At 52.4% G+C, this 18,003-nt stretch carries 6 protein-coding genes; 5 read left to right on the forward strand and 1 reads right to left on the reverse strand.

What is annotated here, in order from left to right; genetic code table 11:
- Nucleotides 1-3,054: cadherin domain-containing protein (locus BUB27_RS16070; RefSeq protein ID WP_200797153.1), on the forward strand; the 3,054-nt coding region annotated here is incomplete at its 5' end.
- A 75-nt stretch (nt 3,055-3,129) separates the two neighbouring features.
- Here the strand turns inward: BUB27_RS16070 and BUB27_RS16075 are convergent.
- Complete coding sequence (locus BUB27_RS16075; RefSeq protein ID WP_143184902.1) at nt 3,130-4,248, reverse strand: lactonase family protein; 1,119 nt, start codon at nt 4,246-4,248, stop codon at nt 3,130-3,132.
- 409 nt (nt 4,249-4,657) lie between these two features.
- On the opposite strand from BUB27_RS16075, the gene BUB27_RS16080 reads away from it, so the two are divergent.
- The 4 genes from BUB27_RS16080 (at nt 4,658) to BUB27_RS16095 (ending at nt 17,983) form a co-directional block, all read left to right on the forward strand.
- A complete protein-coding gene (locus BUB27_RS16080; protein ID WP_143184903.1) occupies nt 4,658-8,617 on the forward strand; it encodes a CBM96 family carbohydrate-binding protein in 3,960 nt (1,319 codons plus the stop codon).
- Nucleotides 8,618-9,041: 424 nt separating this feature from the next.
- Nucleotides 9,042-12,947, forward strand: coding sequence for a LamG-like jellyroll fold domain-containing protein (locus BUB27_RS16085; protein ID WP_143184904.1), 3,906 nt, complete (start codon nt 9,042-9,044; stop codon nt 12,945-12,947).
- An 84-nt stretch (nt 12,948-13,031) separates the two neighbouring features.
- Complete coding sequence (locus BUB27_RS16090; protein WP_143184905.1) at nt 13,032-13,394, forward strand: LamG domain-containing protein; 363 nt, start codon at nt 13,032-13,034, stop codon at nt 13,392-13,394.
- Between the two features lie 491 nt (nt 13,395-13,885).
- Entirely contained in the window at nt 13,886-17,983 is a 4,098-nt protein-coding gene (locus BUB27_RS16095; RefSeq protein WP_143184906.1) for a CBM96 family carbohydrate-binding protein, read from the forward strand.
- Nucleotides 17,984-18,003 lie beyond the last annotated feature (20 nt).

The following is an 18,003-nucleotide window of genomic DNA, read 5'->3' on the forward strand; positions in this document are numbered from 1 at the left end:
GGCTCTACCGTGGCTACCGTGACCTCGAGCGACCCTGATGCCGGTGACTCCGCGACTTATGCGATCACGGCGGGCAACGACGGCTCCTTTGCTATCAACAGCAGCACAGGTGTGATCACCACGGCAGCCGGTCTCGACTACGAAACTACCAGCAGCTACACGCTCACCGTAGAAGTAACTGACGGTGGTGGACTCACCGATACCGCCAGCGTAGGCATCGCCATCAACGACGTAGCCAACGACGACTCCGACAGCGACGGCCTGGCCGACGAATGGGAAATCGCCAACTTCGGCTCGGTCTCCGCCACAGACGGCGCCAGCGACAGCGATGGTGACGGACTATCCAACGCCGAGGAAATGGCAATCGGAGGTGATCCTAACAGTAGTGACTCCGACAGCGACGGCTTTGCCGATGTGCTGGAAGTGACCGTAGGCACCGACTTGGCTGATGCCCAGAGCACCCCGGATTCCACCTACTCCGGACTCCACAGCTGGTGGAACCTCAATGAGGCGGCTGGTGCGACCACCGCACTGGATAACTCCGGCAGCGGCTTCCACGCCAGCGTCAACGACATCACCTTCAACGGCAGCGAAGCTACCTTCGATGGTGTGGACGACGGTCTCAATGCAGGAACCGCTGCGGCGATTCTGGGAACCGGTGACTACACAGTTTCCGCCAAGGTGAAGACTGCTGCGGGCTTCAGTGCCACAGGCACCGTCATCCAGCAGCGTGATCCAGGCGGCACTGGCTACCTCGGAGAGTACATGCTTAACGTGAACGCCAATGGTACGGTGACTTACTTCATCTACAACAACGGCTACCAGGTGAACTTGACCACGACTATTACGGTGAACGACGGCAACTGGCACCACATCATGGCTGTTCGCAGCGGTGGTACCGTGACTGTCTACATTGACGGTGTGCAGGCTGCTCAGGGAAGTGGTACTGTGCAAGAGTTGCTCGCAAGAAGCGTGGCCATCGGCTACGACCATCGCGACAACAACAAGTACTTCAACGGCTCCATCGACGACGTGCGTGTCTACAACCGTGCGGTAGGTAACCTTGAGTTCTATCCAAACAGCGCCCCGACCGCCAGCGACGACACCTTCTCAGTGAATGAGAATGCCGCCGCGGGAACCAGCGTGGGCACCGTGATCGCTACCGATCCTGATGCGGGCGACATCCTCGCCTATGCCATCGTGGCAGGCAACGCAGGCGGCGAGTTCGCTATCGATGCCGGCACCGGTGCCATCACCACGACTGCGGCACTCGACTACGAGACAGCCAGCCAGTACGTGCTGACCGTGGAAGTGACCGACTCCGGTCTGCTCACTGACACCGCCACCATCACCGTGAACGTGAACAACGTGAACGAGGCTCCTGTAGCCAACGATGCCAGTGGCTCGGTAGCAGAAGATGCAGCCATTGGAACCGCAGTAGCCACTGTCACCTCCAGTGACGTGGATGCCGGTGACAGCGTGAGCTACGCGATTACGGCAGGCAACGACGGATCCTTCGCTATCGACAGTGCGACGGGTGCCATCACCACCGCCGCAGCACTGGATTACGAAGCCGCTAACAGCTACGCACTCACCGTGACCGCCACGGATGCAGGTGGTCTCACCGATACAGCTACAGTCAATGTAGCAGTGACGAATGTGAATGAAGCGCCGTCTGTAGCCGATGCTTCTGGCTCTGTAGCCGAGGGGCAAGGAGCCGGTGTCGTGGTTGCCAGTGTGTCTGCAAGTGATCCTGATGCAGGTGATACAGTAGGATATGCTGTCAGCGGCGGTCCGTTTGCGATCGATTCCAGCGGGGTGATTACCACCACCGCAGCACTGGATTACGAAGCAGCGAACAGCTATGCCCTGACCGTGACTGCTACCGATGGTGGCGGCCTCACAGATACGGCAACAGTGAACATCGCCGTGACCAACGTCAACGAAGCGCCCGTGGCAAACAATGTCAGCGTGAGTGTGGCCGAGGATTCTCCTGCGGGTACCAGCGTGGCCACGGTGACGTCCACAGATCCCGATGCCGGGGACAGCGTGAGCTATGCCATCGCCGCAGGCAACGACGGCTCCTTCGCCATCAACAGCACCACCGGTGAAATCACTCTAGCTGGCATGGTCGACTACGAAACTACCAGCAGCTACGTGCTCACGGTGACCGCTACCGACGGTGGTGGTCTTACAGGGACTGCGACAGTAAATGTAACGGTGACTGACGTGGCCTTCGAGGACTACGACAGCGACAGCCTCGACGACAACTGGGAGATCGCTAACTTCGGCGACACCACCAGTTCAGACGGTACAGGCGATGCAGACAACGACGGCTTGACCGACGGCGAGGAGTATCTTGCCGGAAGTGATCCTAACAGCAGCGACGGGGATGCCGACGGATTCCACGATGTCCTTGAGATCAAGGTGGGTACCGATCCTATGGATGCACTCGATGCCCCTGATACCAGCTACGCTGGTCTCGAAGGCTGGTGGTCACTGGACGAGTCCGTGGGGGCGACCTCCGCAGTGGATAACAGCGGCAACGGTCTCCATGCAGCAGTCAGCGGTGCTACCTTCAGTGGCACGGAAGCCAGCTTCGACGGTGTAAATGACTACATCACCACGGACCCTGGTCTGCTGAACAACCTGGGTGCCTTCACGATGTCCGGCTGGTACCGTTCCGGTCTGACCAACGGAAGCCGCATCGGCCTCTGGGGACAGAATGATGTGATCGAGTTCGGAATCAATGGCAACAGCTTGAGAGTCTGGACGGCAGGTGGCGGTAGCGCCTCAGCCAGCATTCCGGCAGTTAACCAGTGGCACCATGTTGTGGTGGTAGGTGACGGCAGTAGCCTGAAGATCTACATCGACGGTGTGCTCGCAGGCAGTGGTGGAAATAGTGCCACCAGCTACGGAAGCTCTGCCTACAGCTTCAACATTGGTGGCGGCGGTGTCTGGGATGCCAGCGGAAACTCCTTCACCGGGGATATCAAAGACGTCCGCGTGTACTACCGCGCAGTAGATATCAGCGAGTTCTATCCAGCACCATAAGTGGGATAAATTTTGGTAACTGGTCAGCCCGTCACGATCCGTTCGTGGCGGGCTTTTTCTATGAAGACGAAAGCCTCAATCCGCTTTGATGAGGATACATTGTGGGGATGGAACTTCGATGAGGTGATCGGTGATTTTGAGGGTGCCGGTTTCCGTGTTTCTCTCAATGGCGAGGAGATTGTTGGAGTATTGCCCACCAGCGATGATCCATTTGCCTTTGGGGGTCAGGTTGAAATTGCGGGGAATGGAGATCGGGAGTGAGAGGACTTGCTTGAGTTCTGGGGCGACTGCAGGATCATCGGTGATGGTGAGGTGTGAGAGGGAGTCCCGTTTTTTGAAGGTGATGTCCCGGTTGCCGGTGTAGAGGTGCTTGTTGTCCGGGCTGAGGCGGATTTCCGAGCAGGTCATCCCCTTAGTCTCTCCTTGAAGGACGTCGATAGTGCTGAGGAGTTTTAAGCTGCCAGTTTGCGCGTCGCGTGCAAAAGTAGAAACGGTGCAGGTAAGCTCGTTGAGGACGAAGAGTCTTTGGCCGTCTGGGTGAATGGCGATATGGCGTGGGCCGGATCCGGGAGGGGTGCTGGCTGAGGGTAGAGGCGTGAGCTCGGCTGTTGTGCTGTCGAGTGCGTAGCAGAGCACCTTGTCTGAGCCTAGATCGGCTGCGTACACGTGCTTGTTGTCCGGTGAAATGTAGATGGAATGAGCGTGCGGACCTTTCTGGCGCTGTGGGTTGATCGAGGATCCCTCCAGAGTGATGGTGCTGACACGCTTGGTGATCTGTCCGTCATCGCTGAGTAGATAGGAGCTTAAATGGCCACTGCCATAGTCTGCGGAGAGTAGGCACTTGCCCGTCATGTCTAGACTGACGTAGCAGGTTCCTCTGCCTCCTGAAGCTGACTCAGATGTCTTCTTCAATGTGGTTTTTCCGGAAAGCGAGTAACTGGCAACGGCTCCTGTTTTTTTGTTAGTTTCTGGATTTGTTAGTGAGAAGGTGCTGTAGAGGTGTTTCTGGTCTTTTGAGAATGCGAGGAAGGAAGACGTTGGCGCGGCGTGTGCCTCTTGCGCTTCGGCAAAGGCGCCAGTTTCTGTGGAAAAGTCTACTGTGTAGATGGAGGATTTTGTCCCCACGTAGAGAGTGAGATCACCCGCGGAGCAGGTGCCCATGAATAGAAGGGCTAGATAGCTGGATAGTTTCATGAGTGGAGTATGGAGGAGGTGATTGTTTGGTGCAATCGGTCATTGTGTAATGAAGGTTTCCCGGTGGTGGTGACTGTGAAATGTTGAGGATAGATATGGGGTGTCGAAATTGAATCTATGTTTTCGATAATGCTGTGTTGGGTTTTGTTGAGTATTTCTATGTTGTTTAACTTAGGCGTGTTTTGAAATGGGTCTTGTCGTTTATAGCCATTCAAGAGGTTCGAGTTATTTGTATTATGTTAGCACTAATCTTAGTGCAGTAATGTAACCTATTATCTTTGGGTGTTATGTACTAGTGATTAGATGGTTCATTACCTGACTAGCAAAAGGAGGGGGTGGACTTGCTCTACGCGAAAGCCATGAGGTTATCGTGATAAAACACATAGAAACCCATACATAAACCCTACTCATGAACACGCATACGCTGTTTGGCGCGCCGCTTGTGGCCGCCAGTCTAGTGATGGCTGGGTCTTGCCTGGTTCAGGCGGCGCCCACCACCATTACTCAGTCGGTCACCTATAATGGAGAGACGATTACTCTCCAGTTGACCAAAGAAAATCTCCGAGGATCACAATTTGAGGTCCTCGTGCAGAATAGCAGCGGTACATACGATACGTATTCCGCTGTAGAAGAACGTTCCTACATTGGAACAGTTGATGAATATCCAGGGGCAGTTGCCTGCGGTATTCAGATGGATGACGGTACCTTCAAGGGTGCAGTTTATTTTGATAGAGGAGCAACCTGGTTTACTCAGGGTTCTTCTGTTACGGGTACTAGAGGAGACCAGTATACCAATTTCACGAATTTCCAGTACCCTTCAGCTTCATCTGTGACCGCTGGACAGGCGGGAAGTACGACCTACGGCTACGATGTGGGCATTGATGCCGAGTATGGCTACTACAGTGGGCCTGGTGGCAGCTCAACAGCCAAGACATTTGAGTTGATCGAGTACAGTGTCTGCTTGAACCGTGCAATGTACATGAGGGATGCATTGCTGCGCCCTTATCTGGGGCGCATCATCATACGCTCAGACCAGACTCAGGACCCTTATACGGGACTCGGCGGCGGGACATACCTCAGCGCTCTGAAAGATCACTGGAATGCCAATCATGCATCGGCTAACAGCGATCTAGTCGCCGGTGTCTGCCCAAGTAAAGTAGGTGGGGGGCTTGCGTGGGTTGGTGCCGTAGGTGGTGGTAATAAGTACTCAGTCAATGACAGCGGCAGCAATGGTCATTTTGATGTGATCTGGCGTCATGAAATGGGGCACAACTGGGGGTGTGGCCACTATGTTGGAGGGAGCCCTGAGGGCGCTGCTATCATGGGCGGTAATCAACCTGCTAGATTCTCCGGGTGTGAGGTGAATAAAATCCTCTCCCATCGGGATAATAGAATCGCAGCTGGTGGTATCCTTGATAATGAGGGTACTTACACGAGTATCAACTTGCCGCCGTATGCAGCACTTGATCCTGTAGAGGTCGAGATCGAAGCTGGTAAAGTGGAGACGGTCACCATTGATCCCTTGGCAAACGATTTCGATGCGAACGGACATTCGATCTCCCTCAAGTCCTATGATGCGACAAGTAATCTGGGGTATCCGGTGACTGTATCTGTGGGTACGGGCGCCAATGGTCAGGATGAGCTGGTGTACTCTGCGCTCGGGGGTAGTGGTGTAGACTACATTTCCTACACGGTAGAGGACAGCAGTGGTCAGGAGGCCAAGGGTTACATTGTTATCAATGCAAAAGGCGTGACTCCAAAACTGTGGGAGCAAACCACGGATGCAGATACCTACGTGCAAGTAAACTCTTCCTCTAACTATGGTAGTGTGGATAACCTGTTCCTGAAGAACAAGGGGCCAGGGAGCTCCTACACACGTGCAGGCTGGGTGCACTTTGACATCAGTGGCAAGAGCTTTGGCGAGGAAGCTACACTGGAGTTCACCGTTGATATCTCCAGTAGTGCCGGAGTCATGGATGTATGGGGTATCGTCGATGGTGCCAATGGTGACCAGCTCGGCGTTGACTGGAGTGAGACAGGTCTTACCTACAATAATGCTCCTGCGAACCCGGACTTTACCGAGGGAGCTCAGATGACTTACCTGGGGAGCTTTGATGCATCTTCTACGGCATCAGGAAGTACCTGTCAGTTCTCGAATGCAGCTCTGCTTTCATTCCTGCAGTCTGACAGCAATGGAGAGGTAACCTTCGTGCTCATGCGTGAAAACGGGCCAGATGGTAACTTCTCACTGAGGACCAAAGAGCATGCGAGTGGTGGGGCGCCTACTTTGAGCACCTCTTTCCCGTTAGCTTCGTATTCAGGTACGGATGCCTACGTGCGGAACGGTAGCTATGCGAATGATAATTATGGCTCCGAATCTGAGCTAGCCGTGAAGAAAGATGGAAGCGGTTACCAGCGTGAGGCCTATCTCCGGTTTGACCATACTTCAGCTGCCAGCATTGGATCCGCGAAAACGCTGCTTACACTGACCGCGCTTCAGGTGCAGCCAGGGCAGGCCTATCGTGTCAGGCTGGTAGATGATTCCGGTGACGGCTGGGAGGAAGCCAGTGTGACCTACAATAACCGCGCTGCGGGTAGTGGGGTTGGCATCACATTCTATGCAGATGACATGACAGTAGGGTCTCCCTACACGATTGACGTGTCTGAACTCTTCAATCAGGTCAGTAACACTAATGGCGCTGCAACCTTCCACATTGATGCGCTGAATCAGATCAGTACCGGGTTCACCCGCTTTGCCAGCCGTGAGAATACCACAGCGTCCTACCGCCCATCATTGGCGATCATTGATGCGGATCCACACGATACTTACGTTCGAAACGGTAGCTACGCGAACACCAACTTCGGATCTGATGCTGGGCTCGTTCTGAAGAACGACGGGTCCTCCTACTACCGTGAATTCTTCCTGCGTCGTGCTTATGACTACAATGGAGGTAGCCCGGTGGCGGCTGCTACCCTGACTCTCACTCCGGTGGGTATTTCAGGGACACGTGATATCCGATTTCGTTTGTTAGATGATGCAGATGATGGCTGGAAAGAGGATGAGGTGACCTACAATAACCGTCCAACAGCGACTGGCAATGAAGTGGTCTTCTCCAGTAGTGCGCTGTCAGTAAACCAACCTTATTCCATCGATGTGACATCCTTGCTGAATCAATCCATGAATGACAATGGCGTGGCTAGTTTTCTCGTGGATCTTCCTGGAAGCACAGGAACGGCTTATTTCACCATAGCCTCCAAAGAGGAAGCGAATGCAGCCTATCGTCCGGTGCTGAATGTGAACCCGAATGCCCCGGTCGCCAGCAATGGCTCAGCATCACTGGATACATCCGCTACTGTGGGTGCTACGGTGACTACGGTCGCCGCTTCTGACCAAGATGCCGCAGATGTCTTGAGTTACGCAATCACAGCCGGTAATGGCGCTGGCTTGTTCACGATCAATGGCAGCACGGGAGCCATCACGACTGCGTCTAGCCTGACTGAAGGACAATATGTCCTGACCGTGACGGTAACTGACAGTGGTGTACCTGCCTTGGCAGATACTGCCCAGATCACCATCGATGTGACTACTCCGGGAGGACCTTCTAACTCACCTCCGGTTGCGAATGATGCCAGCGGCTCGGTCGCCGAGGATGCTGCCATCGGTACCAGTGTGGTTACGGTGACTTCTTCTGATCCTGATGCTGGAGATACTGCAAACTTTGCGATTACTGCCGGCAATACTGGTGGGGCATTCACAATCGACAGCGGCACGGGTGAAATCACCACAGCGGCGGCTCTGGATTATGAAACAGTGTCCAGTTATTCGCTTACCGTTACAGTCACGGATGGTGGAGGCCTGACTGACACGGCCACCGTGACAATCACGGTGACTGATGTGAACGAGAACCCAGTGGTGACCAGTTATGGCAGTGATGCTGAGACCATGATTGATGGCTCAATCATCGCTGGCTCTTATCTGGATACCCAGTCTTCGAACAATGTGAATGAGGTGCTACAGGAGGCAAAGACCAACGGCAAGCCATCCAGTCGTGTCTCCAGTCTTGAGCATACCTGGAGCTTCGATATAGGAGCGGGTGGTATTCTGGTGGAACTCAGTGTAGAGGCCTTCCACAGTGCGAACAGCGAGGGAGACGACTTCGTCTTCTCCTACTCCACGGATGGCATCAACTTCACTGATCTGATCACCGTGACCAAGACGAGCGATGACAATACCGCGCAACTGGCGCCTCTTCCAGCAGGAGTCACAGGCACCGTCTACATCCGCGTGCTCGATACTGACCGCACCGTGGGCAATGGAAATCAAGATACCTTGAGTATTGATCACTTGAGCCTTGAAGTTACGGAATAAACCTTCGGAAATCTAACGGGTAAAGGCCGTCATCGTTTATCGATGGCGGTCTTTTTTTGTCCCTGTGAGGGTTGGTAATATGGCTAAAACGGCTTAGAAGTAAGATTTATAAAATTAAGTGTTAACATTCATATAGCTAGGGGATCTATTTATAGTGAATCTTTTTGTCACGATTCTACCTGAAAAGGTCTATGTAGTGATGGAAAAGACAAGGCTTGGGTGAGAGCTCGCTTTTGTGGGCTTCTTAAACCACCTATCTGTAAATATTTGGATCTGCTAGCTGCTCCGCTAGGCAGCAGAATTCTTCGTGTTTGACATATCATTAAGATGATAAAATTATATCAAATAAGTATTGATATGTGTTTTTTACTTAACTACTTGTGATGGTGCTCTTCCCCTCGAGTTAAACCCATACACGTAAAAAATGAATAATAACCCAGCTCGCGGAGCGTGGAGGTACCTATGTGTGCTTCTCGTGTTCGCAACGACGGTGTTCGCCTTTTTGACGGGCGGGCGTAAAGATGAAAAAGCATCCGATGCGGATACTGGAGATGCTCATAGTAAAAAACTAACAAGTCAGGATACTGATAGTGTTCATACTGTGGTTCCTGGATCTCAGGCTTCCACGGAAAAGCCAGTTGGGCAAGTCAAGGTGCTTGCTAATAATGCGGCTCATAAGGGATCCTGTGGATGCGCTTCTTGTGCCAGTGCTCCCGCTCAGGCGTCTGAGATAGCCAAGACCCAGCCGGAAAAAGCTGTGCCAGTAAACAAGGAGTTCATTTCCAAAGTGCTGAAGGCCGAAAAAGGATCTCCGGTGTCATTTGATCTGCCAGGTGGATCGGTGGCAAAAGGCCAGGTGGATTATTCTAGAGTGGAGAATGGTGAGGTTATGCTGGCTCAGGGCAAGCTCATTGCTCCTCAGTCAGGCTTCTTCTTCTTCCAGAAGCAATCCATGGATGGTGTGGCTGGTAAGATGGTGGGCGTAGTCCGCTTTGATGCTGGAGAACTAGCGTACAGTGTCACGGAGGGTGCAGATGGCGAGCCAGCTCTTGTTGAGCAAGAGGTGGATGCAGTTATTTGCCGGAACTACGCCAAAGATGCGCCAGCGGATGAAGCTGTCGTATTAGAAGGTCCAGAGGATTATCCCGAGGATCCAAGCATACCAGCCTACCAGAACGGTGTGCCGCGCTATGAGAGTATGCCAGGAGCTACTGCGGTCCTTTATTTGGATTTCGATGGCCAAGAAGGCCAGGTGGAAGGTTGGAGTGTTGTGGATGCTCTGCCATCAGGACTCACGCCGAAGCAGATCAGGGAGACTTGGGAGCATGTGGCTGAAGACTTTGCGCCATTCACGATCAATGTAACCACAGACAAGGCCGTCTATGATGCGGCTCCTGAGAATAGCCGTCAGCGCTGTCTCATTTCACCAAGTAGCCCGGTGGGTTCAGGTGTAGCTTATCTGAATTCCTTCAACTGGACGGGGGATACTCCTTGTTGGGCGGGTTACCGCGGTAGCAAGGTAGGGCATGAAGTCACCTCTCACGAGTTCGGCCACACCTTACGCCTAAGCCACGATGGTAGAACTGAGCCATCCGAGGGATACTTTGGTGGCTATGGCTCTGGTGAAACTGGTTGGGCACCGATCATGGGTAACAGCTACTACAAAGAGCTGACTCAATGGTCCAAAGGTGAGTACACCAATGCAAACCAGCTGCAGGACGACCTGGCGATCATCACCAATGACAATAACAACGTGGATTACAAGGTCGATGATCACGGGGATAGTATTGGTGCTGCATCTCCACTTGCCATTGCAGGTGATGGCACGGTGACTGATGAAGGAATTATTGCCACTTCAGCTGATGCTGACGTATTCTCTTTCACGACAGCGAGTGCTGGGCCATTGCATATTGCGGTGAATCCAGGGGGGCATGACTCCAATCTCGATGTCTTGCTCGAATTGTTGGATTCCTCCGGAAATGTCATTACCTCATCTAATCCCTCAGTGGATACCGATGCGACTATCTATCAGGCCAGTTTGGCTGCAGGTACGTACTACCTGCGTATTGACGGTGTAGGTAAGGGTGATCCAGCGTGGGGAGGGTACAGTGATTATTGCTCTCTCGGTCATTACAAGGTTCGTGGTAACGTGGGCAATGCTCTGGTGCCTCTTGTCTACTGGGCTCTGGATGATGAGACTGGCACGACAGCCAGTGACTCTTCCAGCAGGCAGAACGATGGTCTCCTCAGTGGTGGTACTACCTGGACTGTTGCCTCCAAGGATGGGGGCGGAGCTTCTTTCGATGGTGTCGATGATCGAATCACTTGGACGATGACTGAATCTAACCTCGGTGCATTTACCGTGGCCTTTTGGGCGAAGAATGGAGCCTCTGGACAGCCTGTCTATGATTCCGTCTTTAGTAATCGAACTCCAAATACTGGAAATACTTTCCAGATCGATATGGGGAATGGCTTCCAATACCGAGGTAGTGCGACTGCTTCATTTGGTTCGTCACCAGTCGGCACTTGGGTGCACCTGGCTGTTGTTTCAGACGGTGTAGACACCAAGCTCTACTATAATGGTGTGCTTACCCAAACTCTGGCAGGGGTGAATGATGACCTGTTCAACTCGGTGAACCTCGGCGTGAACCGGAATGAGGGAAGTTTCTTCCAAGGGCAAGTGGATGATTTCTATCTCTTTGACGAAGCTCTCACTCAGCAAGAGCTGCTCGGTCTCTCGGGAATCTCTCTCAACGTGGCTCCTACGGTGAACAACGCGACCTTTACAGTGGATGAAAATGATTCTGTAGGAGTCGTTGTCGGTACAGTCACTGCGAATGATGCAAATGCTGGCGATGTGATCACTTATTCCATCATCTCTGGTAATCATGGTGGTGAGTTTGTGATCGATGCAAATACTGGTGAGATCACGACTACGGTGAGTCTGGATCGTGAGGCTGTGGCTTCCTATCCGCTCATTGTCAGGGCGACAGACTCCGGAGGCTTGTCCAATACAGCTTATATCACTGTGGATGTAGTGGATGTCCCCGGTGATGATTCTGATGGCGACGGTCTACCTGATGACTGGGAGCTTCAATATTTCGGAAGCACCGTGACGCAGGATGGTAATGATGACTCAGACGGCGACGGATTGAGTAATGACACAGAGCTTACCATTGGAACCAATCCGGCCAACTCGGATTCCGACGGTGATGGCTTCAGTGATAACGTGGAATTCCTCAATGGAACCGACCCGAACGATCCTCAGGATTATCCAAACCAGACACTGATCGTTCTCTGGAGTCTGGATGATGGCAGTGGAACCACGGCGATTGATGCCTCAGGTCTTCTGAATGACGGTCAATTAAGCGGTGGTACATCTTGGACTGTCAATGCGGTTGAGGGGGGCGGAGCTTCCTTTGACGGTGTTGACGATAGGATCACGCTGGATATGGCTGAGAGTAATCTGGGAGCCTTTACCGTGGCGTTCTGGGTGAAAAATGGAGCATCAGGTCAGTCGATCTATAGTTCTGCATTCTGTAACCATACGCCTAATGTAGCCAATACCTTCCAGATAGACATGGGGAATGGCTACCAGTATCGCGGCAGCCAGACTGCCTCCTTCGGTTCAGCTCCTGTTGGGCAATGGGTGCATCTAGCGGTTGTTTCCGATGGTGCGGATACGACACTCTACTACAATGGCAGTGCGGCGCAGACCCTGTCTGGGGTCAACGATGACTTGTTCGACTCCGTGAACCTCGGGGTGAACCGTAATGTCGGTGACTTCTTCCAAGGTGAAATTGACGAGCTCTATGTCTACAAGGAAGCTCTCAGCGGATCTGAGGTGGCTGCTCTGGCGAATCAGGCGCCCTCTACTGTAAGTTACACGAGCATCTCGGAGTCCACAGCTGTCGGCTCAATCTCCAGTGGGGATTATACAGATACAGCGACTTCCAACAATGTGCGTGAAGTGCTTCAGGAATACGTGACTGGCGGGAAACCGTCAAACCGCGTATCCAGCCTAGAGCATACCTGGACCTTCGATATCGGCTCCGGCGGTACATTGGTAGAGCTTAGTGTGGAGGCACATCACAGTGCTAACAGCGAAGGGGATGACTTCATCTTCGCCTATTCTACCGATGGCGCCAATTTCACCGACCTCATCACGGTAAGCAAGACGAGTGATGATGATGTGGCGCAGCTAGCTCCGCTCCCTGCGGGTGTGACAGGCACAGTGTACATTCGAGTTAGGGATGCCGACCAGTCCGCAGGAAACAATGCACAGGATTCCTTGAGTGTGGACCAGTTGAGTCTGGAGGTCACCGAGTAATCCTCTGAAATTCTCATTCAAGGCCGTCGCAACTTATGTTGTGGCGGCCTTTTTGATGTGTAAACTAATCAGTGAACGTATTAGATGAAGGGTATCTACTCAGGTGTCCTGAGCAGCTACAATCCGAATACCAGTGGCACCTTCCAGATCGATATGGGGAATGGCTTCCATTACCGTGGTAGCCAGAGTGCTAGCTTTGGCGCTGCCCCACTCAATGAATGGGTGCACCTGGTGATCTCCTGCGATGGTACAGATACCAAGCTTTTCTATAACGGTCAGTTGGTGCAGACCCTGACTGGTGTAGCGAATGACTTGTTTGATGGTATCCACCTCGGCGTCAACCGTAACCAAGGTAACTTCTTCCAAGGCTCCATTGATGAGTTCCGATTCTATAGTGGCGCTCTCACGGATAGTGAGGTAATCTCACTTTACGGTTCCTATAACTAATAGGTAATCTGCCAGCCCCGCTCACTGCTCTCGGCGGGGCTGGCTATCTTTTTATTGATTAACAAACGCTCACGGACAGATTGGTCATGAGCTTTTTGGTTAAGGTGTAGATTCTGTTGCGGCTGAGCTGGGGGTGTTTGTATTTCGTTAGTTGTCTGTTATTTGTGTGAATTGTTGGTCGCGTTTTGAAATGTGGATTGTCGCTGGATAGTATTCTCTGATTTGAGAGGTGATGTTAGTAGAATAGTTAGACCATTATATCATTCGCGATGCAAAGGGATGATAGATGGTGATCTAACATAGGCTTATAGGAAGCCTGATAATGATCTGACTAGCATCACTTATTCCTAGGGATGTCACCCTGCTCTCAATTGGGTGCCCCTGAGTTTGTGTGAGAAGACGGTACAGGATCTCTTTCTGGTGCCGTAGGGTGCGTTGTGGCTGATGCCGTGGCCTCCCTAACTAAACCCATACACGCAATAACCCTGCATATGATTAATCGCACATTGCTAGGCGTCCCGTTGATGGCCGCCAGTATCGTGATGGTTGGGTCGAGCCTGATTCAGGCGGCTCCCAGTACTATCACTCAGTCGGTCACCTATAATGGGGAGACAATCACTCTCCAGCTGACCAAAGAAAACTTACGAGGATCTAACTTTGAGGTTCTCGTTCAAAACAGCAGCGGCACTTACGATACGTATACCGCTGTAGATGAGCGGTCCTACATAGGATCGGTTGACGAATACCCTGGAGCAATTGCCTGTGGTATCCAGATGGATAACGGCACCTTCAAAGGAGCGGTATACTTCGAAAGAGGAGGTACATGGTTCACCGAGGGCTCTTCTGTCACGAGCACACGTGGTATGAACTACGAGGATTTTACAAACTTCCAGTATCCGAGCGCATCGTCCGTGACAAGCGGACAAGCCGGTAGCACGACCTACGGCTATGATGTAGGAATTGATGCGGAATACAATTACTACAACGGCCCCGGTGGAGGTTCCACAGCGAAGACATTTGAATTGATCGAATACAGTGTTTGTCTGAACCGCGCCATGTACATGCGTGACGCATTGCTGCGTCCTTATTTAGGCCGAGTGATTATTCGCTCAGATGAGACTCAGGATCCCTACTACGGACTCGGAGGAGGAACCTATCTATCAACCCTGAGGAGCCATTGGAATGCGAATCATACATCGTCTAACAGTGATCTGGTGGCCGGTGTGTGTCCTAGTAAAGTAGGAGGCGGTCTAGCCTACGTGGGTGTTGTTGGAGGATCTAGTAAATACTCCGTGAACGACAGTGGCAGCAATGGTCATTTTGATGTGATCTGGCGTCATGAGATGGGCCATAACTGGAGCTGCAGTCACTACGTGGGTGGATCCCCAGAGGGGGCTGCGATCATGGGCGGCAACCAACCTGCCAGGTTTAGCGGGTGCGAGGTCTATAGAATGCTATCCCATCGTGATAGCAAGATCTCTGCCGGCGGTATTTTGGATAATGAGGGTACTTACACGTCCATTGACCTTCCCCCCTACGCAGCTCTCGATCCTGTAAGCTTGCAGATCGAAGCCGGCAAGGTGGAGTCGGTGAATATTGATGTGCTGGCGAATGACTTTGACGCCAACGGTCATAGCATTTCGCTGGATTCCTTCGACAGTACTTCCAAGCTTGGCTACCCGGTGACGGTCTCCGTCGGTACTGGTGCCAATGGCCAGGATGAGCTGGTATACTCCGCGATGGGAGGAAGTGGTTTCGACTATATCTCCTACACGATCGAAGATAGCAGTGGTCAGACCGCGAAAGGGTATGTCGTCATTAATTGCGAAGGGGTGTCTCCGAAGTTGTGGGAGTTGACAGCAGATGCTGACAGCTATGTGCAGGTGAATTCCTCTACAAACTACGGGAGCGTGGATAATATGTTCCTGAAGTACAAAGGCTCTGGCAGTTCATACACCCGTACAGGATGGGTGCACTTTGATACCAGCGGAAAGACTTATGGTGAGGAAGCTACACTTGAGTTTACCGTCGATATCTCCAGCAGTGCTGGACTTCTGGATGTCTGGGGAATCGTGGATGGTGCCCATGGTGATGAGCTAGGTACTGACTGGAGTGAAAGCGGAATCAATCATGGTAACTCGCCAGCGAATCCGGATTTCTCTGAAGGAGCCCAGTTGACTTACCTCGGTAGTATCGATGCATCATCTGTAGCATCTGGGTCTAAGTGTAAGCTTTCAAATGCAGCGCTGCTTGCGTTTCTCGAGGCTGATACCAATGGTGAAGTGACCTTCTTGATCCAGCGTGAAAATGCAGACGCTAACTTCTCCTTGAGAACCAAAGAGCATGCCAGTGGTGGAGCACCTTCACTCAGCACCTCATTCCCTGTGGGAGGTTTCCTTGGGACGGACACTTATGTCCGGAATGGTGGCTACTCCAATACCAACTACGGTACAGAAGATATCATGGCCGTGAAAAAGGATGGCTCTGGCTACCAGCGTGAATCCTATCTTCGCTTTGACCTGACTTCGCTTAATGACATCGGTACCGGCAAAGTCCTGTTGAACCTGACTGCCATTCAGACCCAACCAGGCCAGACCTACCGCATTCGTCTAGTCGGTGATAGTGGTGATGGCTGGGCTGAGCAGGGACTGACCTACAACAACAGGACTGTTGGCAGCGGTACGGGTATCACCTTTAACGCCAATGATATTACAGAGAATACTCCCTTCAGTATTGATGTGACTGAGCTCTTTAGCCAGGTGGCTAACAATAACGGAGCTGCCACCTTCCACATTGATGCCTTGACTCAGATCTCTAGTGGTTTCACCCGTATTGCGACACGTGAGCACGCCACTGCGTCTTACCGTCCATCCATTACGATCATTGATCAGGATCCACATGACGCCTATGTAAGAGGGGGTGGTAGTGCGAATAGTAACTTTGGGTCAGACACCGGGCTGGTGCTTAAGAATGACAGTGCTACTTACTATCGGGAATTCTTCCTGCGTCGTGCCTATGATGACAATGGAGGCAATCCAGTGGCAGCGGCTACCTTGACGATGACTCCTGTCGGGGTTTCTGGAACCCGTGACGTACGTATTCGTTTGTTGGATGATGCTGACGATACATGGAAGGAAGGTGAGATCACCTATAACAACCGTCCATCAGCAACAGGTTCAGAAGTGACCTTCTCCGGTGGAGCATTCAGTACAAATGTACCGTATACCGTAGATGTTACCAGCTTGCTGAACCAGTCATTCAACAACAATGGTGTGGCCAGCTTCCTGGTGGATCTGCCGGGTAGTACCAGTCAGGTCTATTATACGATTGCTTCCAAAGAGCATGCGACTGCAGCTTATCGTCCTGTTCTTAATGTGAACCCGAATGCGCCCGTCGCTTCGGACAGTTCATCTGATGTCAACTCAGGTTCCGTGATTGGTACTACTGCCGCGAGTGTAGGTGCTTCAGATGCAGATTCTGCAGACACGCTGAGCTATGCAATCACTGCCGGTAATGGTTCTGGCCTCTTTGCGATCAATGCGAGCACAGGGGAAATCACCACCACGGCAAATGTGGAAGTGGGGCAGCATGTCCTGACAGTATCCGTGACAGATAGTGGCGTGCCCGCTCTTGCGGATACGGCTACGATCACCATCAATGTGGTTACTGCGGATAGTGACAGCGACGGCCTGGATGACGGTTGGGAAGTGGCTACATTTGGTAGCACGACCCTGCAGACTGGTGGTGATGACTATGATGGAGATGGTCTCAGTAATGCCGCTGAAGTAGCTGCTGGTACGGATGTCTTCACCAGTGATTCCGATGCGGACGGTTACTCCGATGGTTTCGAAGCTGCTCAGGGAACAGATCCAGGTGACATCCTGGATGCTCCGTCCACTCTGTTGGTTTACCTGTGGGAATTCAATGGTACAGACTTCGCTGGAGGATCTACCGTGGATACCGTGGGGGGGCTCGATGCTGACTTTGTAGGAGGTGCCGCCTTGAGTGCTGATGGGACTGGGTTCTCTGGTCAGACTGGAGACAAGGCTCTTGATCTAGGAAACAATGGCGACGGCAAGTATGCAGAGGTGACTGGTGTCACTGCCCTGCAGCTCGCCAGTCAGAATGACCAGCTGACCATCAGCTTCTGGCAGAAGCTGGACCAGACTGGCGTGCAGATGAGTTCCTTCTGGGCCTACTCTCCAGCGAGTGGAGGTGATTATCGTGGCCTGCAGGCGCATACACCGTGGTCTAACAATAATATCTACTTTGACATGGGCTCTGCGGCTTCCAACCGTCGAATCTCATGTCCTACTCCTTCCGGGACGACCTGGACGCAGTGGAACCACATTGCTTTGGTTAAAGACGGTGGTACTGCCAAGATCTACGTAAACGGGGTTCTTGCTGATACGGAGACAGGTAAGTCCTCTCTGTATACAGACTACACCAAGCTGATTCTCGGTGCCAATGGTACTGGTGGAAACAGTATGGACGGTCTGCTAGATGACTTTGCCATCTTCAATACGGCGCTGAGCAGCAGCCAGATTGGTTCCTTGGCTTCTGGATCAGACCCTGCAAGTATCCAGTAAGAACTCCGAGGAAATCTACT

Origin of the sequence: Rubritalea squalenifaciens DSM 18772 (assembly GCF_900141815.1) — a bacterium.
GTDB classification, from domain to species: domain Bacteria; phylum Verrucomicrobiota; class Verrucomicrobiia; order Verrucomicrobiales; family Akkermansiaceae; genus Rubritalea; species Rubritalea squalenifaciens.